23 protein-coding genes are annotated in these 24756 nt (G+C 30.9%); 8 read left to right on the top strand and 15 right to left on the bottom strand.

Going from position 1 to position 24756, the window contains the following annotated elements; all coding sequences use genetic code 11:
- Nucleotides 1-108 precede the first annotated feature (108 nt).
- The 7 genes from B4A23_RS00455 to B4A23_RS00485 are packed head-to-tail and all read right to left on the bottom strand — an operon-like array spanning nt 109 to nt 8895.
- On the bottom strand, nt 109-1257 hold the full coding sequence (locus tag B4A23_RS00455; protein WP_180906424.1) for a hypothetical protein: 1149 nt from the start codon (nt 1255-1257) through the stop codon (nt 109-111).
- Complete coding sequence (locus tag B4A23_RS00460) at nt 1254-2204, bottom strand: TssN family type VI secretion system protein (protein ID WP_291115595.1); 951 nt, start codon at nt 2202-2204, stop codon at nt 1254-1256. The genes B4A23_RS00455 and B4A23_RS00460 overlap by 4 nt, the downstream gene beginning before the upstream one ends.
- Nucleotides 2205-2211: 7 nt before the next feature.
- Entirely contained in the window at nt 2212-3168 is a 957-nt protein-coding gene (locus tag B4A23_RS00465; protein WP_291115598.1) for a hypothetical protein, read from the bottom strand.
- 6 nt (nt 3169-3174) lie between these two features.
- The gene (locus tag B4A23_RS00470) at nt 3175-5028 is read right to left on the bottom strand and encodes a type VI secretion system baseplate subunit TssF (protein WP_291115601.1); all 1854 of its coding nucleotides are present in this window, start codon (nt 5026-5028) and stop codon (nt 3175-3177) included.
- Nucleotides 5029-5039: 11 nt separating this feature from the next.
- The gene (locus tag B4A23_RS00475; protein ID WP_291115604.1) at nt 5040-5480 is read right to left on the bottom strand and encodes a GPW/gp25 family protein; all 441 of its coding nucleotides are present in this window, start codon (nt 5478-5480) and stop codon (nt 5040-5042) included.
- 54 nt (nt 5481-5534) lie between these two features.
- On the bottom strand, nt 5535-6383 hold the full coding sequence (locus B4A23_RS00480; RefSeq protein ID WP_291115607.1) for a lytic transglycosylase domain-containing protein: 849 nt from the start codon (nt 6381-6383) through the stop codon (nt 5535-5537).
- 19 nt (nt 6384-6402) lie between these two features.
- Nucleotides 6403-8895, bottom strand: coding sequence for an ATP-dependent Clp protease ATP-binding subunit (locus B4A23_RS00485; protein ID WP_291115609.1), 2493 nt, complete (start codon nt 8893-8895; stop codon nt 6403-6405).
- Nucleotides 8896-9068: 173 nt separating this feature from the next.
- Here B4A23_RS00485 and B4A23_RS00490 point away from each other — a divergent pair, with 173 nt between their 5' ends.
- From B4A23_RS00490 to tssR, 5 genes are read left to right on the top strand one after another with little or no spacing between them, the layout of a single operon-like run.
- Nucleotides 9069-9743 carry a response regulator transcription factor gene (locus B4A23_RS00490; RefSeq protein WP_291115612.1) on the top strand — a complete coding sequence of 225 codons (675 nt, stop codon included), beginning with the start codon at nt 9069-9071 and terminating at the stop codon, nt 9741-9743.
- A gap of 22 nt (nt 9744-9765) precedes the next feature.
- Nucleotides 9766-10278, top strand: coding sequence for a type VI secretion system TssO (tssO, locus tag B4A23_RS00495; RefSeq protein WP_291115615.1), 513 nt, complete (start codon nt 9766-9768; stop codon nt 10276-10278).
- 20 nt (nt 10279-10298) lie between these two features.
- The gene (gene tssO / locus B4A23_RS00500; RefSeq protein ID WP_180906417.1) at nt 10299-10808 is read left to right on the top strand and encodes a type VI secretion system TssO; all 510 of its coding nucleotides are present in this window, start codon (nt 10299-10301) and stop codon (nt 10806-10808) included.
- Between the two features lie 52 nt (nt 10809-10860).
- Nucleotides 10861-11742, top strand: a complete 882-nt coding sequence (locus B4A23_RS00505; protein ID WP_291115619.1) for a PKD domain-containing protein — start codon at nt 10861-10863, stop codon at nt 11740-11742.
- A gap of 7 nt (nt 11743-11749) precedes the next feature.
- A complete protein-coding gene (gene tssR, locus B4A23_RS00510) occupies nt 11750-14128 on the top strand; it encodes a type VI secretion system protein TssR domain-containing protein (protein ID WP_291115622.1) in 2379 nt (792 codons plus the stop codon).
- A gap of 145 nt (nt 14129-14273) precedes the next feature.
- Here the strand turns inward: tssR and bioA are convergent, their stop codons facing one another.
- From bioA to B4A23_RS00535, 5 genes are read right to left on the bottom strand one after another with little or no spacing between them, the layout of a single operon-like run.
- Nucleotides 14274-15545, bottom strand: a complete 1272-nt coding sequence (bioA, locus tag B4A23_RS00515) for an adenosylmethionine--8-amino-7-oxononanoate transaminase (protein WP_291115625.1) — start codon at nt 15543-15545, stop codon at nt 14274-14276.
- Complete coding sequence (gene bioB, locus B4A23_RS00520; protein WP_291115628.1) at nt 15533-16528, bottom strand: biotin synthase BioB; 996 nt, start codon at nt 16526-16528, stop codon at nt 15533-15535. The genes bioA and bioB overlap by 13 nt, the downstream gene beginning before the upstream one ends.
- A gap of 6 nt (nt 16529-16534) precedes the next feature.
- The gene (gene bioD, locus B4A23_RS00525) at nt 16535-17158 is read right to left on the bottom strand and encodes a dethiobiotin synthase (protein WP_291115631.1); all 624 of its coding nucleotides are present in this window, start codon (nt 17156-17158) and stop codon (nt 16535-16537) included.
- Nucleotides 17151-18254: an aminotransferase class I/II-fold pyridoxal phosphate-dependent enzyme gene (locus tag B4A23_RS00530; protein WP_291115634.1), complete on the bottom strand. Its 1104-nt coding sequence runs from the start codon at nt 18252-18254 to the stop codon at nt 17151-17153. Before B4A23_RS00530 ends, bioD begins: the two co-directional genes overlap by 8 nt.
- Nucleotides 18238-18855: a hypothetical protein gene (locus B4A23_RS00535; protein ID WP_291115637.1), complete on the bottom strand. Its 618-nt coding sequence runs from the start codon at nt 18853-18855 to the stop codon at nt 18238-18240. Before B4A23_RS00535 ends, B4A23_RS00530 begins: the two co-directional genes overlap by 17 nt.
- 254 nt (nt 18856-19109) lie before the next feature.
- On the opposite strand from B4A23_RS00535, the gene B4A23_RS00540 reads away from it, so the two are divergent.
- Complete coding sequence (locus B4A23_RS00540) at nt 19110-20549, top strand: FAD-dependent oxidoreductase (protein WP_291115639.1); 1440 nt, start codon at nt 19110-19112, stop codon at nt 20547-20549.
- Between the two features lie 70 nt (nt 20550-20619).
- On the opposite strand, the gene B4A23_RS00545 is transcribed toward B4A23_RS00540, so the two are convergent.
- Nucleotides 20620-21393, bottom strand: coding sequence for a glucose 1-dehydrogenase (locus B4A23_RS00545; protein ID WP_291115642.1), 774 nt, complete (start codon nt 21391-21393; stop codon nt 20620-20622).
- A gap of 195 nt (nt 21394-21588) precedes the next feature.
- On the opposite strand from B4A23_RS00545, the gene B4A23_RS00550 reads away from it, so the two are divergent.
- Both B4A23_RS00550 and B4A23_RS00555 read left to right on the top strand, forming a co-directional pair.
- The gene (locus B4A23_RS00550) at nt 21589-22404 is read left to right on the top strand and encodes an HAD family hydrolase (RefSeq protein WP_291115644.1); all 816 of its coding nucleotides are present in this window, start codon (nt 21589-21591) and stop codon (nt 22402-22404) included.
- A 79-nt stretch (nt 22405-22483) separates the two neighbouring features.
- Complete coding sequence (locus B4A23_RS00555) at nt 22484-23389, top strand: polysaccharide deacetylase family protein (protein WP_291115648.1); 906 nt, start codon at nt 22484-22486, stop codon at nt 23387-23389.
- A gap of 51 nt (nt 23390-23440) precedes the next feature.
- Here B4A23_RS00555 and B4A23_RS00560 read toward each other — a convergent pair whose 3' ends face one another.
- Both B4A23_RS00560 and B4A23_RS00565 read right to left on the bottom strand, forming a co-directional pair.
- Nucleotides 23441-23842 (bottom strand): OsmC family protein, encoded by a 402-nt coding sequence (locus B4A23_RS00560; RefSeq protein WP_286485373.1) that lies wholly within the window; start codon nt 23840-23842, stop codon nt 23441-23443.
- A 7-nt stretch (nt 23843-23849) separates the two neighbouring features.
- Nucleotides 23850-24755: a pirin family protein gene (locus tag B4A23_RS00565; protein ID WP_280061329.1), complete on the bottom strand. Its 906-nt coding sequence runs from the start codon at nt 24753-24755 to the stop codon at nt 23850-23852.
- Nucleotide 24756 lies beyond the last annotated feature (1 nt).

A 24756-nucleotide genomic window follows, 5' to 3' on the forward strand; every position in this document is an offset into this window, starting at 1 on the left:
TTTGTTTATGTTTATTTTCTGTATTTTTCTTAAAAATAGAATGATCGATAAAATTTTTAACGATTTGTTTTAAATCAAATATTTTACGAATCATAATGATGATTTTATTTAATCAATTACACTCCATCCTTTTTTAGGATCGATGTTCGATTTTACTTCTTGTTCATTTACAATGATACTTTCTTTGCGTTGTCCGATATAATCTAATTCGCTCAACTTCCCGAAAACAATTTCCAAACTTCTTAGCATATGATTGATTTGCATGAAAGCTTCACCAGAATTATGATGATCATAATTAATTTCAGCAACCGTTGTCAAATTATTCAGAATTGTATGCGGAGCAACTTCACTCCATTCCAAACTATAATTTAGCATTTCTTCTAACTCAGCAGGAATCATCATTTGTGTGTTATTGTATAAATGAAGCGCGAATTTTGAAAAAATATTCATCATAAATATTGGTGGTTGATTCATCACAATATTCTTAAATTCGAAATAATTTTCACCAATTGTACTAATTACAGTTTGACAAAGTGTTTTTACATTTTGTGCTAAAGCTGTATTTTGATTTTTATGTGCTGATTTTTGAATAATTCGGAAAGCAAATTGACGAATATTACTCAACGAGATTACAAACGAATTATAATGCTCAACCAATTTCGGATGACTTTGAACAGATACACAAGGCGGAATAAAATGTGAATCAATTTGTGCAATATTTGATTTAATCATTACTTTTCCTAAAACCAAATAATCTCCACCAGAATAACTACTATTAAGAATAGTTGTATTTACCAATTCTATCTTATATTTTGGTAAAGTATGAGGATGTCTTGGCGGAATTTCCTCTGGATCAATATCACCAAAAGGAATTTTCTCAAACAGATTGACAGAGGCAATAATGTAATAATCTCCATCTTGCTCTTCCTGTTCTACTCCATCTGTTTTTTTCGTTAACGATCTGATGTTTACATTATAATCCACCAATTCTATTCGATAACCAGCTTTGGTTACTGCCGAACAACGTTTTATAATTAACTGTGCATCGTTGGTAGCGGTATTCAAGATTTCATAAACAGATTTATCTGCATGTTGATCTGAAATTGGTAATAAACCATAATTAAAATTATTGATTAATATCGAATTAGAATCTCTAAGACTATCAATCACAAAATTCTCTTGATCAATCAAATGCTGTTGAGAAATCTTCATTCCATCTACCCAATTGACAGGATAATGTTTTATTGTCTGTATCATAGGTTTGTATTATTAAGTTTTTTAACTCCTTCTTCTTGATGACGAATTACACGTTTACAAATAATTGTTTCGTTTTCTGTAATTCTGTTTGTTGTAATATCTCGCTCAAAATCAACATATCTTCGCTTGCTAAAGAATGATTTCTTTACATAAAATATCCAATAATAAGATTCTTTATTTTGATCTATTAATTCAATAATCGTATTTGGATTTTTGAAATTATAATCATCCACTACTCTAAAAAACCAATCTCCAAAAGTGATTTCCGTAGGAAGAGTTTTTGCTTTTATCAAAAATCTTTTACTATCATCAATATTTTTTCCTAACTCTACATTTAACACCATCAATCGATCGAAATCTACTCCATCAAAATTGAAAGGTTTTTGATCTGGATCATATCTCCATGTTTTATAAATATCAAAAGGAATACTAATAAATTGAATATAACAATAGTAAAACGCTAAAGGCAAAACAAATGTAAATATACTTGTTGCCGCCATATACGGATTACCTAATCCATCTCCCATGTATTTAAAAATCATTGTAAAAAGATAACCTCCAAATGCAATACACGTTAAAGTCATTACACTTTCAAAAAGGATACTCATCCAAACTTTATCAATATGTTTTCGAAAATATTTGTGCAAAAGATTAACATGAATAATTCCTAATCCCAAGTAAACTATTTGAGAAATTAAGTACCAAAATGGATTGAATAGATTTCCGGAGAAACCAAAAAAACCTGGCAAAGCCAAACATAATCCACTTAATAAGACATATACAATAATATGTTTTATTTGGATTGCAGGTTTTGCTTTTCTAATAAGTCCCATTATAAAAACCAAAATCGCAACGATCAATGGCATTAATAAGTACCTAAAAAAAATTGTTTTCATAGAAGCTGGTTCCATTTCTATATTAGTTGTTGTTGTTAAAAAAATAAACATCACTTTTTTATATAAATGTTGAATAGCCTAATCGGCTTGTATTTTTATTTCCTCCTAAAACAAAGGAGTTCTCGTTATTTTCTGTAATAAAATTTTCAAAAATCTTAACGGTTACAGGCATCAAATAATCATAAATAGATTCTAATAATTCACGAAAAGGATGTCCTGAAACATAACGATAGATTTTATTGTACGGAATTGGACCAATGTTTACTACCCAGTTTCGTTCTCCATCCATGTGTTTTCCGTTCGGAATTAATGTTATGCCTAATTTTGCGGTACCTAAAACAGTACTTTTTTCTTCGTCGTCTTGTTCATCGATTTGATTTGGCTGAAAACTAATTGAAACAGGAACATTGTTAAATGCGCTCAAAAAATGACTAATCCATTTTGTATTTCCTCTCACCTCATGTAAAAATGGAAGGATATAATAAAAAATCTTTGCTGTTTCACTATCAACCTGTTTTAATAAAGGCCACAACTCCGAAACAATTTTTACAATTTCTCCAGATTTATCAGCAATATCAAACTCAGTTTCTTTTATTAAAGCAAGAACTTCTGTATTAAAAAACTCTAATTCGAAGGGTTGAAAAAACTTACGTGCATTTTCTTCTACTTCTTTCTGTTTTTTAATTTCAAGAACAACTTTTTCAATATTTCGATTACTAATTCCTAAAGATGCCGGATGAAAAAGCCCTTCTGGCAAATAATCGTATATACTTTCGCGATATGATTCAATTAAAATACTTTCCTCATCAAATCCATAATAGGAAGAAGTAATGCTTTTGATATCTTTAAGATAAGGACGTTCATTAATTCCAACTCGTTTCAAAAACACCGAAGCATTAGATTTGTAATACCTCAAAAGATTTACCGCAACAGCTTCTGCTTTAAAATCGGTTTGTAATTTGTTGTAATTTTTATCTGATATATTGTATAATATTTGCTCTTCAACTTCCATCATATCATCTTAATTTTCATTAATATTAACACGATATTCAACTCCATCAATTGCTTTTAGCTTAATATTATTCTTCAAAACATCTGCGACATTGTCCCAATATTTTTGTCCATAAAACGCATAATTAATTGGAATAATTTCAACATCTACTGTTCTAATAAAGCCTTCTTTTGGTCGATCACTAATCATTGTTCCACGTTTTACACTAATCTTTTTAACTTCATCGCGCAACTCCATTTTACAATAATTCTTAACATCTTCTTTCGATATAATTTTATCGCGAGTTGTCAAAGCATATTTATAAGCTAAAATTGTATCCGAACGTTTTTGTTCCTCTAAACCACCTATTGTTTCGGTTAATAAATAGATTTTCTGTTGATTTTTTTGTGAACTTAATTCAGTTCCTGGGCGCAAACTATTCGCCATAGAACAATTTGTCATCCAAAAAGTAGCATATGTATGCCCCGAATTTTCGACAGGTTCTATAATCACATAATTCACATCGTCTTTTAGCTGTCTATTTACTTGATCGGTTTTTATCATCAAGCCTTTCACTTTTATAGATATTTCGCCTAAAACATCTTTTACATTATCACGATTGTAAACGGAAAAAGCAGCAACTTCATCACGCAATAATTCCATTACATTTGATAATAAATCAACTGCATTTCGTTCGTTAAAACGCTCCATTCCTCCTCTACGAACCGTATATAAACCACGTTCCAAATCGTTTGTAGGCATAAAAGGAATTTCTGTATATTTTTTCCCTAATTCATCTATTACCTCATCTACATAAAGAAAATATTCGTTATCAGCTGTTTCTAAAGGAATGTTGTTTCCCATTATGTCCAAATTATATTCTGTCTTTTTCCATCCTCGATTATAAATTGGAAATGCATTCAAAACAAATGAAAAATTCTCTAAAATATCTTGATCATATTGTGGTGGAAATTCTACCGTCAACCAAACTAAATTTCTATCCTTATATTGTTGAATTAATTGAATTTGATCATATAATTCTTCTGGCCAATTCGAAAAATTTTCAGCAACTTTAGGATTAAAACCATCAACTTCAATAAATTTATCTGAATAAATATTTTTAATATCTTCCTTCAATTTAAATAAGATTGATTGATCTCGAAACAATCCTTCATATCCTTGAATTTCTTCAATTTTAGGATAATTTTTTCCTGAAGTAATATTTAGTTCATTATCGTTACACGTAATTTTGATATGCGGCAACAAGCGATACACAAAATCTATATGTTCAAAAGTTGGATTTGAGCAATAAAAATTGAGACTTTCTGGAAAAATTTCAGATGAAAAATTAGAAAAGTCTAATCCTATTTTGATTTTTCTATAATTCTCTATTGAATTCGAAATTCTACTAACTGGTAATTTATTCAATTGCTCATCAATCTCATAAACTGTGTTTCCAGCAATCATCAAAACCGTTTGTGCATTGATAATTTCTACATTATCAATTGGTGTAAATGGAATTTCGATTTGTTGATCGGATTGAACTTTTCGGAAAGAATTAAGATGTTTTTTGAAAAAAAACTCTGAATGTTCTAATAACAATTCTTTATCCTCCTCTGCAATACAAAAAGCGATTGCATGTGCAGGATTTGGATGCGTATATTTTGTTGGCGTTAACAGACGCGCCAATTTCTCTAAAATACGTCCATTAACATTTTGTATTTCGTTATTCGCTTTGAAAACTTCTGTACTAAAAGCATCAATTAAAAGTTTAACCAAAGGGTCTAAAGCTTGTATATTTTTTACACCCCATAGTTTTGTTGCATTTTGCAACATCCTCGCTTTTATTGATTCTTTAGAATATATTTGTTGGTTTAGGTTCATTATTTATTCTGTTAATCAATAGACATTGGACTCAAATAAAGTTCTGTTGTAAAATTGAAATTTTCGCCTGTGGATTCTAACCTGGAGTTAATTCCAATTTTAACTTTTTTCTTTACTTCTGTATAACCTTTGGTTTCGTAACTATGTTCTACATACGTAATATGAGCTTGTACTTTCGGATTTTGTAGCCTCGGCTCATAATCATTAATTTGCCTTATCAAACTTTTTATAAAAATAGTTTCCCAAATCGTTGTACTTATTCCGTTATCGAATTCTACATCCCAAACGTCATTTCCGTACTCTTCATCGTATCTATTTTCACCTTTTTTAGTCGTTATAAGCAGCATGATATTTTGCGCAATGCTTTCGAAAACGTCACAAGTTTCCACTTGTCCGTTGCTTGCCATCAGGTTCAATGGTCTAAAAGGTAGTTTGTAGTTAGAGTTTTCCATTTAGGTAATAGATTGATTCTCTTAAATTAATATATTTTTTTGATTCGACAAAAATTAGTTCATGACTTTTAACGATTGACTTAAAATTTCATCTTGATTTAACGAAAAAATGGTCATTAATTCATTCGGTAATGATAAAATTCCTTCGCCTGTATCACTTAATTCTTTGTTTAAATTTTTATTCCAAATTAATAAATCATTCGGCTTTATTTTTAAGAATTTCGCAATCACATCAAGATTATAAGCAGAATTGATTTGTGTTGTCGAAATACTCGTATCAATTTCTTTTGGAACAAATTTTTGATAAACAACTTCTGGAGTATTTGCTTTTAAACCATTATAATCATTTAAAACATCATCCAAATGTCCACTTGCATAACTTGCATTCAAATACTTCTGAACATGATTGATTGTTTCTGCTGGTAAATATTGATAAAAATCGGTGTATCGTTTAGAACCTGCTCTATCCATTGCTTTCTGAATATTACCTTCTCCACAATTGTAAGCAGCAACAACCGTCACCCAATTTCCATATTTATTGTACAAATTCTTTAACGAGCTCATTGCAGCTTTTGTACTTTTATAAATATCATTTCTATCGCGCTCTGTTAATCCGTATTCGCTTGCATGAGCAGTCATAAATTGCCAAATCCCAGAAGCTCCTGCGGAAGAAATTGTTCCTGAATCAAAGCTAGATTCAATAAATGCTAAATTCTTTAGATGGCGAGGAAGTCCTCTTTCTACAAGAGAATACTCTATAAAGTCAACAACATCTTTATTGTTCTGTATCACACTTTTATAGCGATTAACACTTTTCTCAGACTTATCTGTTGCACCTAAAGTTTGTGCAGAAAGTGAACATGGTATGCTAAAAAATGCTAATATTATGGCGTATTTTATCATGGTTGGTAGAGAGTTTGTATTATTTCTTAGACTCGATTGTCTTCCATTTAAGCTCTTGTGTTTTTTTATTAATATCAATCTGAATCGTTTGACCAGCTTTTACTTCTTCACGAACGATCATTTTAGAAATTGGTCGCGCGATTTGTGTTCTAATAACTCCAGATATTTGTCGAGCACCATATTTACTACTAAAACCTGTTGTAGCAAGATGTTTGATGGCTTCTTTCGAAATTTCTAAACCAATATTCATTCGAGTTAAAGAATTGATTAATGATTTTAATTGAATAGAAAATATTTTCTCCGCCATTTCTTCATTAATCGGAGCGAATGGAATAATTTCTGTAATACGAGCCAAGAATTCTGGTCTAAAACGCCCTGAATCAGTCATAATTTTCATCAAATTAGAAGAAGCTGGAATTTCTCTTCTTTCGAAATATTTCACGATTTCTTCACTTCCAATATTAGAAGTAAAAAGAATCAATGAATTACTAAAATCCCCTTCTTTTCCTAATTTATCATGCACTTTACCTTCGTCCATAATTTGTAAGAAAACATCAAAAACAGAAGTATGTGCTTTTTCAATCTCATCAAATAACACAACCGAATAAGGCTGTTGACGAATCTTGTTCACCAGCATCCCTCCTTCTTCATAACCAACATATCCCGGAGGTGCTCCATATAATAATGCTGCCGAATGTTCTTCTTTAAACTCTGACATATCAAAACGAATCATTGCTTTTTCGTCATTAAATAACAATTCTGCAATAGATTTAGCCAATTCTGTTTTTCCTGTTCCTGTTGGTCCTAATAAAAAGAATGAACCAATTGGTTGTCCTGGTTTGTTTAAACCACTTCGGTTCTCGATAATTGCATCTGAAAGAATTTTTAAGGCATGATCTTGCCCAACCACACGATTCGTTAGTAATTCTTCCATATTTAGTAATTTTTCTTTCTCTTGCGATTGAATTTTACCAATAGGAATATTTGTTTTAGCTGCCATTACAGCTGCCATTTCCATTTTACCAACTTTTTCTCTTTTTACAGCAGCATGTTTTATAAGTTCATTAAAAGTAGAATCAATAATTTTTTCGATTTCTTCGATGCTCATTTTATCATCCAAAACGTACTGTTCTACAAGAAAACCCCATAAAATTGGACTTAATTTATTCTTCAATAACTTATATTGCCAAATTAATTCATCCACCTTAAATTCATCATTTGATAAATCTTCTTTTAAAGTTTCATAATTCGACTTCCAATCTGCTAATTCTTTTTCAGATAATTCATCTAACATTTTGATAGAAGCCATTGTTCTATCCAATAAATCGATAGCTGAATCTGGTAACTTTTTACCTTTCGCATAACGTTTTGCTAAACGAATACACTCTGGTAAAGCAGTTTTCTCAACTTCAATATTATGATGTTTTGTATAACCATCTAAAACAACTTCAATCATTTTGACACAAGTTGCATCGTCCGGTTCTTCAACAACTAAAACCTCAAAACGACGATCAAAAGCTCTTTCTGGCTCGATAATTTTGCGGTATTCTTCTTGTGTTGTTGCGCCAATTACAGTAATTTCTCCACGTGCTAATTCTGGTTTTAATAGATTTGCAACATTGCCAGCAGTTCCTTTAGGATCAAGAAGTGAATGAATCTCATCAATGAATAAAATAGCTTTATTCATTTGTTTACATTCGTTGATTACCTTTTTCAATCGGTCTTCTATTTCACCTTTATATGATGTTCCTGCAAGTAAAGAACCTGTATCTAATTCTAATAATGTCGCTTCTTGTAACATTTCTGGTACATTAGCATTATTAATTTCGTTCGCAAAACCTTCTATCAAAGCTGTTTTCCCAACACCTGGTTCTCCAACTATAATAACATTAGGTTTTGTACGACGACAAAGAATCTCGACTAAATTTCTTAACTCTTTATCACGCCCAACAATATTATCTAATTTACCATCTTTCGCTTCTTGCGTTTTATCAATACAATAGCTAGTAATTGAAGGAAAATTTGAATTATTTTTAGTAGGATTTCCTAAAAGTTGTTCTTCTACAGAAATTACTTTACCATCATCATTTCTGAAAAGGTTGATTATTTCATGTTCGCGAAGTGGTAAAGATTTCAGCTCTTGTGTTGTGTAAGCTACATTTGCTTTTGTAATACTTGCTAATAAACAAATAGGTGATATTTCATCTAAACCTAATTTTACACGAATCTCATCTGCTTCTTCAAGAATTTGATCAATTTGATCATCTGGAAGAGCTTCACTTGGTAAATGTGCTGTTTTTGGATATTCTTCCACACGAACATCCGCCCAATCATAAATATAATTTGGATCCTTATCTATTGATTGTAAAAACTCACGAAGTCCTATATCCTTGTGCATTAATGCCATTAGCAAATGCGATGCACCATAGGTAGAATTGTAATTTTCTCTTGCGATAGATTGCGCAATATGAAAAATCTGTTTAATAGTATCATTACTTATTAAAACACTCATATAGTATATTTAGGTTAGTAGAAAGTATTATAAAATCTGTTTCAGAAAAACTGAATTTATAATATTAGTCCAAAGCTATAATTTTTTTTAAAGAAAAAAAATATTATTAATCAATTATTTACATTTTGAAATAAGTTTTATATATTAGTACCAAACTTATTCTCTACCTAAACATGAATACCAAATCTTCTGCAATAACCAGATTTTCTATTGCTGAAAATGATTATTATTTTAAGCAATTCTTAGTCAAGATGCTCCAAGAAAATCCGTTTTACGAGATCGTAAACGAATGCAACAATGGAAGCGAATTGATAAATAGGCTGTATAAAAAACAAGAAGATGTTTTTTTAATCAATCTTTTTATGCCTATTATTAGTGGCTTAGAAGCTATAAAATTAATAAGGAAAACAGACGAAAAAACTCCAATACTAACCTATTCTTCCACTTACCAAGAAGATATTTCTATAACGCTAGACGAAATTCCCAACACTTATTATTGTCAAAAAAATAGTATCATTATCAAAGATATTTTGAGCAATTGTGTGCTTTCTGACAATTCTGATTACAATGAATATAAGAAAGAATGGGCAGGTCAATCAGAAACGGTTCAGAATTATATGAATCGTCAAGAAGCTGAAATTGAACAAGAACTAACTGTGACAGAAATTCAAATTATAAAACTTTGTTACGAAGGTTTTAGCAACAAAGAAATTGGAGATCGAATTAACCTCAGCACGCGTACCATCGATACTTATATCACACGACTAACCGAACGATTAGGATTAAAAAATAAAATAGATCTGGTTCGATTTTGTGTCGAACATGGTTATTACAACACAAGCATCTAAAAAACTATTACAACTCTAAACTATGATTACAACTACCTACGGACAGCAAAAGCTGAATAAAAAAGATGTTCAGAAAGGAACATTCAATTTTATTCTATCATTTATTGTTTTATGTCTTTTTTCGTTTTTTGCCATATTCCTTTTCTTTAAAAGCTCTGAAGTTCAAAAAAATGATATACAAGGAGATATCGAACGATACCGAACAATCATCAACCGAAATAATATTTTACAAACTAAGCTAGATACAATCTATTTCAAATTAGATAAATTATCGAAAGATGAAGTTGGGAATGAGATTTTCTTACGAAATTCTATTGTTCGTGATATTAAAGAATGTCAAATTGTAATGGGAGAAGACAGTATCAGAGAGTTTAAACAATATGCTGCTTTGATGAATAATCTGAAACAAACTATTGAATTTAAAGGACAGATGATGATGACCGTTCATCAAGAAAAAATTGCTTTACGTGATCTGAATGAATGCACGAAAAAAGTGAATGAATTGAATGCTGCTTTAGCTAGATATAGACAATAACCTAAAAAATCAAAAAACTTATGCAAGTTCAGATTACTTTATCTAAGAAAGAAAAACGTTACTATTTTTCTTACTTATTAGCAATGTTACTTTTTGTATCCGCTCTTTTGACAATTGTCTTTGTCAAAAATTTTGAATCACCTTTTGATAACAGCGATTATATCTCAATACAAACATTAAACGAAAAAAATAAATTTGATGTTCAGCAAAATATGGTTCAACCTATTTTAGATAGTACTTTTTCTAAAATCAATAAATTGAATTTTGAAAATAGAAATTCGATGAAAGGTTATGAAATAGAAAATAGCATCAGTGATGTAGCTAATCTATTTGAAATGGGTGATTTTAAAGATCCACGAAAAGAATCTTATCTAAAAATTGCAAAATTCTATAAAATGTATCTCGATGATAAAAAAATAGAATCGAACAGAAAAGATAATGTAGGCATTTATAAAAAACAATTTGAAGATTGTACACTTTCTTACCAAACTAAACAACAACAACTTATTACTTTAACAAGCAAAAAATAATCTTACTAAATCTAACGAAATGAATTACATTCAGAAAAACAAAACCAATATAATGATTGGAATCACAGCGCTTTCCGTTATTGGAATTTTGCTTTATTTATGGTTTCAAAGTCGAAATGATATTAATGCGCAAAACATTAATGCACAAGCTTTTCCTAATACTATTAATGTTGGTGATTCTTTAACTTATAAAGATGATACAAAAAATGCAAAAACTTACAAATGGGATTTTGGAGATGGAAAAACTTCAGATAAAAAATCGGGTGTTCATTTTTTTGACAAACCTGGATATTATCAAGTTACAGTTTTGATTAATAATAAGTATCCGAAAACTTTTCCGATTCTTGTTTCTCCTAAAGTTATTTCTAACCCTGTTATTGAAGTTACAACTATACAAGCTCCACCAACAGCTCAACAATTTACAAATGTATTATTCTCTACCAATAATTTAACAGCAAAAGAATTTCGATGGAAATTTGGAGAATCAGGAGGAATAGATGCATTTGATAGAAATCCTACCTACTCTTATAGTAAACCAGGAGATTATATGGTTACATTATACACAGATGAACAATTAGAACCTGTTGCTACACACCGAATTAGAATCACAAAATCTTTTGAACCTTTAAAAGATGAAGTTGTAATTCCTAAAATAGAAGTAGACCCTACAATTGCAATTAATAATGATTTCAAAATAAAACTTCAAGCAATCGCAAATGGATTGGATTTTAATTCTAATTATAACTATTTACTAAGAAAATATTTATGTAACAATGATAATACTCAAGTAGTTGTAAACGACAAAAATAACAGTTTTTACTACTATACTACAGGATTACAATTTGATAAAAATAATGCAATTAACGAAGTAAAAGTAACACTTGATAACGAAGGAAGTTGCGTTATAAAAGTCGAAGTAAAACAAAGCAAATAACTAACTTATGAAAAAACATATCTTACCTATTACACTTGCCTTAACAGCTTCTTGTTTAATATCAAGCTGTAGTGTAAAACTGCCAGCTCAACGAACGCCTAATCAATCTATTTATGGTTTTATTGAAGAAACTAAAGTAATTGATGGCTATCCTAAGAAAAATAGTCCTTGGGTGGTAATTTCTGATCGCGAAAATAACACTGTTTATGTCGATAAAAGTGATCAAAAATCTCCAAAAGAAATCAAATTTTTAGAACCTTTATTGGTTCTGAATTATAAAAAATCATCTGGTTTAGTAAAAGTTGCAGAATATGTTTCGGATGCTTTATTAAGAAAAACATCTAAAAAAGCAATCAAATCTTATGGTTGGATACCAGAGGATCAGTTGTTATTATGGACAAATGCATTGAAAAATCAAGAAAATGGTTTTACCATCAAAGCTGCGCTTGTACCAAATAATATAGATGTCATGAAAACAGGAGATAAATATCTTCAGAATGATTCTGTTTTAGTTTACACTTCTCCTCAATTAACTCAAGCTAGAAAGAAAAAATTACCAGTTGGTCACTTAGTTTACATTTACAAACAATCTGAAAACAATAAACGTTATTTGATTGGTAAATCTCCAGAAATCAAAATAGACAGCTACGAAGATAATGTATATGGTTGGGTAAGCTCGAATATGATTTCGTATTGGGGTGAAAAGTATGCAGTTAGAATTCCTAACAAAGAAAATTATGATTCAATTATTAATAAAATTGGATTAACAAAACCTTTACAATCTCCAGAATCCAATGATAAAAAGTATCTGAAAAATAATTATTCATCAAATGCATTAGATAATATTATACCTGTTTCGTTAAAAGATGCGGATAAAGTAGAAAAAAATAAACTGAAATATTCGGCTAATATTTTAGATTACAACAAAAATTTTGTTTTCAATGTAGCTGGAAAGCCAATTTATTTTGATCAATACAAAGAAATCATTACCAATAATAAAAACTTAAATATTGTTTTTGCGCTTGATATAAGTGCCGAAAATTCTAAAAGTATTGCCATTGCAAAATCTATTTTCCAAGATTTTCAAGTCAAAATAGACAAATTAAGTTATTATAAAAACATCAAATACGGAGTTGTTTTATACAAAAATAACAACTGTGGTGATAATATGGCTGTTTCAGAACTTTCAGATAGTTTCGAAGTGATTTCTAAATATATTGATGATCGTTCTAAAGAAATGAAATGTAACGGTCCTAGTGGTCAACCCTATCAATTAGCTTTAGCATCAGCAGGTAATTTATTAAGAAATGTTCCTGACGAATCTAATATTGTTGTAGCTATTGGCTCTACAGCGGCTTCTGGAACAGGTATTGGAGATGCTATTAGAACATTATCTCAATCTCGTGCTAGAATTGTTGCTTTCCAAAGTTTTTCAGGTGCTGGAAATGAATTTAATAATTTTGTTTTAGCTTCAGAAGGTATAATTACTCAATCTGCAAAAAATGTTGCAAAACTAAAGATGGAAAAAATTGTTGATCAAAATGAAGTAACCAATAAAAACAATTATAATTTAGTTGGAAATGAAGATGGCTTATACTCATTAGATTATCCTAAAACAAGTATGACTCAAGGTTTTGTAATTTATCCAAGAAAAGGAGAATTGGCTTCTAATAGTTTATTAGCAAAAGCTCTTGATAGTATTACAACACAAATCACAAAAGAGAACAAAGAAATTGATGCTTCTTTGACAAAATATTTCAAATCAAATGTTGGAGTTGCAAAAACAGAAATAAAACCAAGATATAGAAGTTTATTTCCTGGCGCTCCATCCCCAATGCCAGCAGAATTTTCTTCTCAATTTGTCACAATTGATCATCCTTTTTTAATTAAAGGAGAAATTCAAAATGATTTAAAATATAGTCCACTTATTGATCGCGGAATTTTAATCTCATCGGAAGAATATGAAAATCTTCGTCAATTGTATCTTTCAATTTATCACGAAACAATTATCAAGAACAGAGATTTTAATCAAAGTACAGCGATCAAACGTTATATGAAGATTGTAAAAGATAATTATACTACTTTGAAAGAATTTCAAGCAAAAGATTTAAGCAAAAAAACGATGGCTTATGCAATTGCAACAAGTACTGGATATGATACTTACAACGAAGATATCATGACAAAATACACTTTAAACGATTGGAGAAAAAAGAAAATAATCGACCCTACAATTGTAAAAGAGTATTTTGCGAATTACAAAGTTTTAGCAGATCGTTTATTAGAAAATAAAAACAATAAGAAAATCGTTATCAAGCAAAATGGTGAAACTTATTATTGGATTAATCAATACTATTTACCAAACTTGTATAACATTCATGTTGAGTAATATTAGCTAATTACCTTATAATAAAATATTAATGAAAGTTTCATTCCGTCAAATTTTGAGGAATTCAAATATTATAACGAATAAAAAGTTTTTTCAAACCTATCTGAAAACACATAAAAACCTCCATTTTTGGAGGTTTTTAAATTTAAACCAACTCTATTAAAGCCTGACGAATCGTATCATAAATATAATTTAGATCATCAGTCGAAATACAATAAGGCGGAACCAAATAAATGATATTGCCCAAAGGGCGCAACAATATACCTTTCTCTAAAAAATATGGGTACAATTTTTCGTGAATATCACTAAAATAAGATGTTTCTTCGTCTGTATTCCATTCCAACGCCATAATAGTTCCACATTGTCTAATCACTTTTACTTTAGGATGATTTTGGATAGAGGCAACAAAAAGTTGATGATGATGAACTATATTTTCAATTTGCTGTTGGGTAGATGATTGTAATAACAAATCAAGACTGGCTAATGCAGCAGTACATGCCAATGGACTTGCCGTAAAAGAATGTCCGTGAAATAATGTTTTATTCAAATCATCAGCATAAAAAGCTTGGTAAATTTGGTCTGTACAAGTTGTAACACCCAAAGGCAAAGTACCACCTGTTAAGCCTTTTGAAAAGCACATAATATCTGGAACTTCTGTCAAATGATTTGCTGCAAATAATTTACCTGTACGACCAAATCCAACAAAAATTTCATCTTGAATCATTAAAATATGATGTGCTCTACAACAACTCATCAATTGATCTAAATATTCAGCCTGATGCATCAACATCCCCGAAGCTCCTTGTACCAAAGGTTCGTAAATAAAACACGCTACTTTAGTTGCAACTTCTTTTATTTGCGATTTAATAGCTTCTATATTTTCTGCATTCGGTGTATCAATAAAAATGACATCAAAAAGCTTTTCGCTAAAAGGTTCTGTCCAAATTCCTCTTCCACTTACCGACATCGCGCCAAAAGTATCGCCATGATAGGCATTTTTGAACGCTAAAATCACAGGTCTATCTTCTTTTTTATTGAAATGATATTGTAAACACATTTTTAATGCAACCTCAATAGCTGTTGATCCATTATCACTGTAAAATGCTTTCTTTTGGTTGGTTGGTAAAAGAGCCAATAAACGTTCAGACAATTCAATTGCAGGTCGATGCGTAAATCCTGCAAAAATAACATGTTCTAAAATTGTTAGCTGTTCGTGCATTTTCTGTGCGATATACGGATGCGCATGCCCATGCAACTTTACCCACCACGATGAAACCGCATCAATATATTGCTTGTTATTTTCATCGTAAATATAACTTCCTTCTCCTCTTACAATTGGAATAATATTATTGGCTTTTTTCATCTGCGTATAAGGATGCCAATTCACCAACTGATCGCGCTCTTTTAATGTGTACATGTCTGATTTGTTTCTTGTTTAACCATTGGTAGTAAACCTAAATTTTCAAACATTTGCATATCCTCTGTTACACCAGGATTAGGTGTTACCAGTAAGGTTTCACGTTCTCCTGTAAAAATAGAATTCGCACCAGCCATAAAACACCAAGCTTGTTCAACTTCTGTCATTTCTATTCGACCAGCACTTAAACGAACAACCGAAGAAGGCATCATAATACGAGCTGTTGCAATCATACGAACCATATCCCAAATATTTACTTTCGGATTATTTTCTAAAGGCGTTCCTTTTACTCTTGCTAAAGCATTTACAGGTACAGATTCTGGGTGTTTTGGCATTGTTGACAAAGTTAATAGCATAGAAATTCGATCTTGATGTGTTTCTCCTAAACCAATAATTCCGCCCGAACAAACTGTAATCCCAGCTTTTCGTACATTTTGTATCGTATTGATTCGATTATCAAATTTACGTGTAGAAATAATCTCATCGTAATAAGCTTCGGAAGTATCTAAATTATGATTATATGCGTGTAAACCTGCTTCTTGTAAACGAATTGCTTGCTCTTCTGTCAACATTCCTAATGTACAACATACTTCTAATCCTAACTCATTTACACCTTTCACCATTTCGATTATTCGATCAAAGTCTCGATTATTTCGTACTTCTCGCCAAGCAGCTGCCATACAAAAACGTGATGAGCCCGCTTCTTTTGCCTTCTTTGCATGTGCTAATACCGTTGCTGTTGGTAACAATGCTTCTACTTTAATATCGGTATGGTAGCGTGCTGCTTGTCCGCAATATGAGCAATCTTCGGGACAACCACCTGTTTTTACAGATAACAAGGTACATACTTGTACTTCTCTTGCATTGTGCCATTCTCGATGTGTTTTGGATGCATGATATACTAAATCCAATAAAGGTTGATGATAAATTTTTTCGATTTCTTCTTTCGTCCAATCATGACGTGTTTTGTTTGATATTTTCATTGTATTTTAAATATTAAATTGATGCTTAATTGTTTCTGCAATATTTCTCACTTCGCTTGAGTTTATTGAATTGAGTTTTGGTATAATGATGATAGAAATATCCGAAGGCAAATGATTTTTTATAACACGAGAAGTGTCTTCATCAAACTCACCATTAAACACAAAATATTCGATAGTGATATTTCTTAATTTCAATATTTCAATCGTTAATAATGTATGATTAATACAACCCAAATAATTCGTTGCAACCACAACTGTTGGAAGATTAAATTGCTGAATAAGATCAATCATAAAATCTTCTTCATTAATAGGAACAAATAATCCGCCTGCTCCTTCAATAATAAGAGAATTGGTTGTTTTGGGAATTTCAAAATCATTTAAATTGATCTCAATTGCTTCTTCCTTTGCAGATTGATGTGGTGAAGCAGCTTTTTGTAAAGCATAACGTTCTTGATGAAGCTTCAGTTTTGGTGAAGTTAACGATTTCACTAACAAACTATCTGATGAATCTAAATCTCCTGATTGTATTGGTTTCCAATAATCAGCTTGTAAAGCTTCAGTTAATATTGCTGAAACAATCGTTTTCCCAACTCCTGTTCCTATTCCTGTAACAAATAATTGTTTAGACATTTTCTTTTATCTTTTCTATTAATTGATTAATTTCTTCTTGTGTATTAAAAGCATGCAAACAGATTCGTAAGCGCTCTTCTGCTACTGTAGGTGGAAATACCGCAAAAGTGTTTATTTCAACCTCTTCCAATTTATTTTTGATTTTGGTTAATTGGTTTTTAGACTCAAACTTTAGAATTTGAATTGGACTATTTTTATTCGAAGAACTTGTTAAGTCACTATTTCTAAAATGTGATATATTATGTTGTAAACTTTCTTGAAGCGATTTATTTTCTTTGATAAACTGATAACCTTTTCGTAAACCTGTCACATGAAAATCAGCAATAGCTGTGGTGTATATAAAAGGTGAAGCATAATTAATGAGATAATCAATCACTAACTGATTAGCTAAAACCGAAGCACCATTCATGCCCATTGCTTTTCCATAGGTTACAACCGTTACAAACACTTTGTGTTGTAACCCCAATTGATGAACCAATCCGTGACCAAAAACACCAAAAGCATGAGCTTCATCTACCACTAATGCTGCATTGTATTTATGGGCTAATTCAACTAGTTCAATTAATGGAGCACAATCACCATCCATCGAATACAAACTTTCTACCGCAATAAAACAACGCTCTTCTACTCTTTGTAATAGTTTTTCTAGATGATCTAAATCGTTATGTTTAAACTTTAATTTTTTTGCGTTGGATAATTTAATCCCATCATACACTGAACGATGTATATTTTCATCAACTATAACAGTATCATGTCGAGTTAAAAGTGCGGAAAAGAGTGCTAAATTAGCATTATATCCAGATGAAAAAAGTATTGCAGCTTCTACTTTATGTTCTTTCGCAATCAGCTCTTCCGTTTCACTTAGATAATCAGAATTCCCACTAATCAAACGTGCTCCAGTAGAACCATAAAGTAAGGTTGGTTGTGCTATAAACTCATTTAAAATTTGCTGATGTAAAATTTCATTTTTAGCTAATCCTAAATAATCATTACTATAAAAATCAATTCCAGAAGAGCGAACTTTTAATGTTCTTTTAATTCCTTTTTGTTCTCTTTCAAATAGAGATAGCCGCAATGAATTAAAAAATTTCGACATTATTCAGTTCATTTTCAATTGCAGAAATCCAATGCGCAAACAACGTTTCCTCTAGTTGTATCACTTGATTTGCATAAATTTCCCATTCATTATGAAATTCTTTTAATTGTGAAATCATTTCTTCAAGATGTCCTTCTTCTTCGACAATAATAGATTTCACCATCACTTTTTGTTGATGTGCTGTCAAAACATCTTGATATATTGGATACAATTCATCTGCCCTAACTTCTATAGCGTAAGTCACAAACAAATAAGCTGCGTATTTTAAGTCTTCTCCATCAAGATTAAATTCTTTCTTCAACAAACGACAAACCTGAATATCTAATTGATGTAAATAATACATTGTTGCTTTTGGAGCTAAAAGATAAATAGGCTCATAATTGATACAAGCATCTGGAATCAATTTTATAATTTGCTTTTTCAAATAATAAGCATGACGATGTTCTTCGGCTGCATGTTTCAGTTGAATAAGATTCACAAAAGTTTTGTGTTCACATGCCGAAATTTTTCGTGCTCCTGCATTTTCCATAAACGAAAGTGTATTAAGCCACTTTACATGTAATTTTGGTTCTAAAACAATATGATTTAATAAATTTTTCAATTGATTTTATTTTTGACCAAAATTATAAGCCAAACGGATCATGTATATACTCCACTTTTGTAATATATGATAGTCCGGACGTGTTAAACCCATTTTAGAATCTCTGAAAAAGTTTTAGAATCATCACTATAAAGAAGTTGAATAATGAAAACTATTATTGCAGAAAAATTCATTATTCATCTATTAATTCTATCTTTTACGATTAGATTTTTCTAAATAGCTACTTTAATCTTATTTTTACAAAAACTTTTAAATTGAGTACTCGAGAAAATTGGATAAGCTGCAAGAATTGTAATGGACTTGGAAAAAAAAGTCAAGGAGTTTCGAAAAGGAAACTATCGCGTTATGAATCAGCTGTTGCTCAATCTAAAAAGAATGAAAATTTTATTACTCCGAATAAACCAAAAAGTTCGATGCAGATCTGTACTATTTGCTCAGGAACTGGTTTGATCACTACAAATGAACGCCTATCATCTAACGAAAAAAAATATCCTCATGTTGCAATTGTCGGAGCTGGAATTGGTGGAATTGCATTGGCATTAGCGTGTTTACATCGTCAAATTCCTTTTACACTTTTTGAGCGTGATCGAGCTTTCAATGATCGTTCGCAAGGTTATGGGCTAACGTTACAACAAGCAAGTAAAGAATTAAAAAAATTTGGAATCCAAACTTTAGAGGAAGGAATCGTTTCTACATTGCATTTAGCACATACTATAGAAGGAAATGTGATTGGCGAATGGGGAATAAGAAAATTGCAAGATAAAGAAGCAATTGAAGCTAAAAACAAGAATAAACATACCAATATTCACATTGCGAGGCAATCTTTACGCTTAGCTTTTTTGAATCAATTAGGTGGCGATAATCAAGTCTTATGGAATCATCAATTAATCGATTTTAAAGTTGATGATAAAATAGAATTAACGTTTGATGTTGATGGAATTCAAAAAAACTTTAAAGCTGATTTACTTGTTGGTGCAGATGGCATACGAAGTACAGTTCGTCGATTGGTTATAAATGAGGAAAATAGTCCATTACGTTATTTGGGTTGTATTGTTATTTTAGGCATTTGTAAACTGGATGCTTTAGCAAATTTAGAAAATCATTTGTTGGATGGTGCAACGGTATTTCAAACTGCAAATGGAACTGAACGGATGTATATGATGCCTTATGATAAAGATTCGGTTATGTGGCAATTTAGTTTTCCAATGTTAGAAAATGAAGCGATAGCTTTGAGTAAAAAAGGTTCAGAGGCGTTAAAGATAGAAGTCGCTAAAAGAACGCATTGGCACTCTCCTATTCCTGAAATTATTACAGCTACAGAATCCCAACAAATCACTGGATACCCAGTTTATGATCGAGATTTATTAAAGTCAAACTTATTAGAAAAAGCTGGTCCAGTTACTTTAATAGGCGATGCGGCTCATCCTATGAGTCCTTTTAAAGGGCAAGGTGCAAATCAAGCTTTATTAGATGCTTTGTTATTGGCGCAAAAAATTACTTCAGCTTATAATAATATTCAAAATAAACAGATTAATTTGCGTGAAGAAGTTTTACAACAATATGAAAAAAAGATGATGGAACGAAGTAGTGTTAAAGTGAAAAAGTCAGCAGATGCAGCCAAATTTCTACATTCAGATATTGTGCTTCAAGAAGGTAACGTAACGTTCGGTTCTAAGTGGTCTTCCAGTATTTAAATAATTAAAAAAGGAAACATTTTGTACAGAGTTAAAAATGTTTCCTTTTTCATTACATCACAAATATAAATTAATCTAATGTTTGTACTCCTCCACCATTTACAAAAAGTACTTGTCCGCTAACCCAAACCGAAACTGGAGCCGCAAAATACAATACAGCACCTGCAATATCTTCAGGTTCTCCAAGCCGTTCTAGAGGTGTATGTTTTAACATGGTTTTCTCTATTTCAGGAGTCAAAACAGTTTCTAAAGCTTGTGTACGAATAGCACCTGGTCCAACAGCATTGATTCTAATTTCTGGTCCAAAATCAAAAGCTAAATTACGCGTCATATGATTAATAGCCGCTTTAGATGAAGCATATGCACTAATAGCAGGACTTTTATTAATAGATGCCATAGACGACATATTGATAATACTTCCGTAGCCAGAAGATTTCATATGCGGAGCTACTAACTGACATAAACGCCACATACTAAAAACATTCATCTGAAAAACTCGTTCAAACTCATTAACAGAAATTTCATATGGACTTTCTCTTCCAGCTCCACCGCCACCTACATTATTTACTAAAATATTAATTTGTCCATAGGCTTCTAGCGTCTTTTCAACCAAATTTACTAATGCCTCATCTTTTGTCACATCACAATCCAGTGCAATTGCATTTCCTCCTTTTGATGTAATTTCTTCCACAACTTTATTTGCAGGTTCTATCTTATAATCCGACACCACTACATTAGCTCCATATGCCGCAAGCATTTCACAACAAGCTTTTCCTATACCATTACCACCTCCTGTTACAATAGCAGTTTTTCCTGTTAAATCAAATAATTTTGATGTATCCATATGATTCCTTTTTTTGAATTTAATACCAATAAATAGTAGAAATTGACAATACCTAAAGTTAGTGTTTTTAGTGTTAAAAGATTCTTATTTTTTTATAAAGATCTAAGTAAGTGAACAACGCAGAAGAACAAAACAAAAATTTATAACTAACTTTAAGGTCTCAATTATGAGACCTTTTTTATTTAAGAAAAATTAATGCAAAATATAAAATTAATCGTGACAGATATGGACGGAACTTTGTTGCGTTCTGATCATTCATTAAGTCCAGAATTCAATAAAATTTACGAAGAATTAAAAGAAAACAACATCACATTTGTGCCTGCAAGTGGTCGTCAATATTATAGTATCATTTCTTATTTTGAAAATATAAAAGATGAATTGGCAATTATTGCTGAAAACGGAACCTATGTGACCTATAAAGGTGAAGAAATTTTTGTTGACGAATTGGATTGGTCTGTTGTAAAAAAAATCATAGAAGAAGTTCGTAAAATAGAAGGTGCAAATATTGTTTTGGCTGGTAAAAATGCCGCTTATGTGGAATCGAAAGATGAAATTTTTTTAGAATATTTTAAGAATTATTACGACAAAAATATATGGGTTGATGATTTAACTAAAATCAAAAATGAACAATTCATTAAAATTGCAGTAAATCACGCTGATGGAACAGAATTTAATGTATTTCCAAAATTAGTTGATTTTGAAAAATATGGATTAAAAGTTGTAGTTTCTGGCGAAGTTTGGTTAGATGTAATGAACAAAAAATCGAACAAGGGAGTTGCATTACAAGCTTTGATGAACAAATTAGATATTTCTTCGGAAGAAATCATTGTTTTTGGGGATTTTATGAATGATTTGGAAATGCTAAATTTGGCAAAATATAGTTTTGCAATGGAAAATGCACATCCAAATGTAAAAGAAGTAGCGAATTTTAAAGCACCTTCTAACGATGAAGATGGTGTAATTCAAGTTATTAAGCAATATTTACAACAATTAAAAACCGTAAATACTTAATAATCTGATAAATAACATCAATCATTTAACATTTCAAATCAGATTAAATTATTAATTTCGCACAAAACCTAAACAATCAATGTTCGCTATCAACAAACATCTAAAAAGCTTTCTAGCAATTGGAACTTTACTTTTTGTTTTTTCTTGTAAAAACGAAAATAATCCAATTCAAAATCAAACAACAACTTCTTCTGAGCCAAAAGAAATTTTACAGAATGATGTTGATTCTATTTATACAGTAAAAGTTGACTCATCAGTTTTGCAATTAGATACTATTGCAAAAGAAGAAAAGCAAAATCCTATTGATTCGACAAAACAATATGTCTACCTAACTTTTGATGATGGTCCATACAAAGGAAGCAAAAATATCAATAAAATATTAACTGAAGAAAATGTAAAAGGAACGGTTTTCTTAGTTGGTTTTAATGCTTTTACAAAAGATTTGAAACAACATGTAGAAGATTATAAAGCTAATCCAAATGTAGAAATTGCTAACCATACTTTTTCGCATGCTCGCAACAAATACAAAGCTTTTTACAGTGTTCCAGAAAATGTTTACGAAGATATTCGCAAAAATGAGGTGGTATTAGATATACATTCTCGTTGGGTGCGTTTGCCTGCGCGTAACACATGGCGTTTGAACAAACTTAAAAAAGACGATCCAGTAAAAAATTCAATTCCAGCAGCTGATTTATTGGCTAAAAATCAATATTATATTTACGGTTGGGATTATGAATGGGAAAGAAGTGGAAAAAAATCTGCAAATCATCAACTTTCTTCGCCTGAAAAAATTTACGAAGGAATTGTACATCGTTTGGATCAAAATAAAACATTCGAAAAAAACCATTTGGTAATTTTAATGCACGATGATATGTTTAATGAAGATTATAATGCAGAAAAATTAAGACAATTAATTATTTTATTGAAACGTAATCCGAAAATTGTAATCGAAGGAATTTCGGGATATCCAACCAGGATTAGCTAGATAAAATATTAAGATAAAAAAATCCACTTCATCTGAAGTGGATTTTTTTTATTAAATAAACTCTATCGTTGTTTCTATTTCGTGACCTTTTTCTAACACTTTGTGTACAGGACAAGAATTTGCAACTTTCAATAATCTTGTTCGTTGCTTTTCATCGAAATCGCCTTCTATAATAACATGACGTTGAAAAGTAATTGGCTCAGTTGTAATCATATCAAAATTGACATCAACCTCAACTTTTTTGTAAACAAATTCTTTGTGATTCATATACATTTGCAAAGTAATCGAAGTACAAGAAGCCAATGCAGCTCCCAATAATTCGCTTGGTTTTGGAGCTGTATCTAAACCTCCTTTATCTAAAGGTTCATCTACATTAAATTCGTGTTTTCCTGTTTTAATATTCGAAATATAATTTTTATCCGTCGAAGTTGACGTTACATTAATATCACTCATTATCAATTTATTTTTCGTTTTCTTTTACTTTAGATTTTTGTTGTGCTTGCGGAATCGGAACATAATCGTCGTCACCAGGAACTTTAGGAAAACGATGATTAATCCAATTTTCCTTCGCCGTTTCAATCGTTTCTCTTGAAGAGCTTACAAAATTCCAAAAGATAAAATGTTCTTCTGGTAATTCTTCACCTCCAAAAATATAAACGGTAGAACCAGCCGCAATTTCGAATTCACATAAAGTAGCTTCTTTCGCTACTAATAATTGTTTTGTGCCGTAAGTCTCTCCTCCATCTTTGATAGAACCTTCTAATACATACAAAGCAGATTCTCCATACAAATCTTTTCCTAATGAAACTTTGAAATCATTTTTAGCTTTAATCTCAATAAAATATAAAGGAGAATAAACAGGTACGCCAGAAGTATGTTCACCAAACTTACCAGCAATCAATTTATAATCTGCATTTTCGTCTGACCAATTTGGTAATTTATCTGCTTCAACGTGAACAAAACTTGGCTCCATATTTTCTAATTCTTTTGGCAAAGCCACCCAAATTTGTAAACCATGTAATGTTTTTTCAGTTGTACGTAAATATTCGGGAGTTCGCTCAGAATGCACAACACCTTTACCTGCAGTCATCCAATTCACAGCTCCAGGCTGAATTTCTAATTCAGTTCCCAAACTATCGCGATGCATAATCGCTCCTTCAAATAAATAAGTCAAAGTTGATAAGCCAATATGTGGGTGCGGTCCAACATCAAGATTTTGATAATCTTTCATTTTTGTTGGTCCCATATGATCGATAAATACAAATGGTCCGACATGTCTTTTTTGACGAAATGGTAATAATCTACCCACCAAAAAATTTCCTATATCAGCAGCTTTTTCCTCTAAAATTAATCCAACGTTAGACATA

The sequence above is a fragment of the Empedobacter sp. UBA7248 genome (assembly GCF_002472945.1).
In the GTDB taxonomy this organism is placed as follows: Bacteria; Bacteroidota; Bacteroidia; order Flavobacteriales; family Weeksellaceae; genus Empedobacter; species Empedobacter falsenii_C.

Coding starts and splice junctions, on each gene's coding strand:
- B4A23_RS00455 (WP_180906424.1), bottom strand. CDS start 1,257: ATGATACAGACAATAAAACATTATCCTGTCAATTGGGTAGATGGAATG.
- B4A23_RS00460 (WP_291115595.1), bottom strand. CDS start 2,204: ATGTTTATTTTTTTAACAACAACAACTAATATAGAAATGGAACCAGCT.
- B4A23_RS00465 (WP_291115598.1), bottom strand. CDS start 3,168: ATGATGGAAGTTGAAGAGCAAATATTATACAATATATCAGATAAAAAT.
- B4A23_RS00470 (WP_291115601.1), bottom strand. CDS start 5,028: ATGAACCTAAACCAACAAATATATTCTAAAGAATCAATAAAAGCGAGG.
- B4A23_RS00475 (WP_291115604.1), bottom strand. CDS start 5,480: ATGGAAAACTCTAACTACAAACTACCTTTTAGACCATTGAACCTGATG.
- B4A23_RS00480 (WP_291115607.1), bottom strand. CDS start 6,383: ATGATAAAATACGCCATAATATTAGCATTTTTTAGCATACCATGTTCA.
- B4A23_RS00485 (WP_291115609.1), bottom strand. CDS start 8,895: ATGAGTGTTTTAATAAGTAATGATACTATTAAACAGATTTTTCATATT.
- B4A23_RS00490 (WP_291115612.1), top strand. CDS start 9,069: ATGAATACCAAATCTTCTGCAATAACCAGATTTTCTATTGCTGAAAAT.
- tssO (WP_291115615.1), top strand. CDS start 9,766: ATGATTACAACTACCTACGGACAGCAAAAGCTGAATAAAAAAGATGTT.
- tssO (WP_180906417.1), top strand. CDS start 10,299: ATGCAAGTTCAGATTACTTTATCTAAGAAAGAAAAACGTTACTATTTT.
- B4A23_RS00505 (WP_291115619.1), top strand. CDS start 10,861: ATGATTGGAATCACAGCGCTTTCCGTTATTGGAATTTTGCTTTATTTA.
- tssR (WP_291115622.1), top strand. CDS start 11,750: ATGAAAAAACATATCTTACCTATTACACTTGCCTTAACAGCTTCTTGT.
- bioA (WP_291115625.1), bottom strand. CDS start 15,545: ATGTACACATTAAAAGAGCGCGATCAGTTGGTGAATTGGCATCCTTAT.
- bioB (WP_291115628.1), bottom strand. CDS start 16,528: ATGAAAATATCAAACAAAACACGTCATGATTGGACGAAAGAAGAAATC.
- bioD (WP_291115631.1), bottom strand. CDS start 17,158: ATGTCTAAACAATTATTTGTTACAGGAATAGGAACAGGAGTTGGGAAA.
- B4A23_RS00530 (WP_291115634.1), bottom strand. CDS start 18,254: ATGTCGAAATTTTTTAATTCATTGCGGCTATCTCTATTTGAAAGAGAA.
- B4A23_RS00545 (WP_291115642.1), bottom strand. CDS start 21,393: ATGGATACATCAAAATTATTTGATTTAACAGGAAAAACTGCTATTGTA.
- B4A23_RS00550 (WP_291115644.1), top strand. CDS start 21,589: ATGCAAAATATAAAATTAATCGTGACAGATATGGACGGAACTTTGTTG.
- B4A23_RS00555 (WP_291115648.1), top strand. CDS start 22,484: ATGTTCGCTATCAACAAACATCTAAAAAGCTTTCTAGCAATTGGAACT.
- B4A23_RS00560 (WP_286485373.1), bottom strand. CDS start 23,842: ATGAGTGATATTAATGTAACGTCAACTTCGACGGATAAAAATTATATT.
- B4A23_RS00565 (WP_280061329.1), bottom strand. CDS start 24,755: ATGTCTAACGTTGGATTAATTTTAGAGGAAAAAGCTGCTGATATAGGA.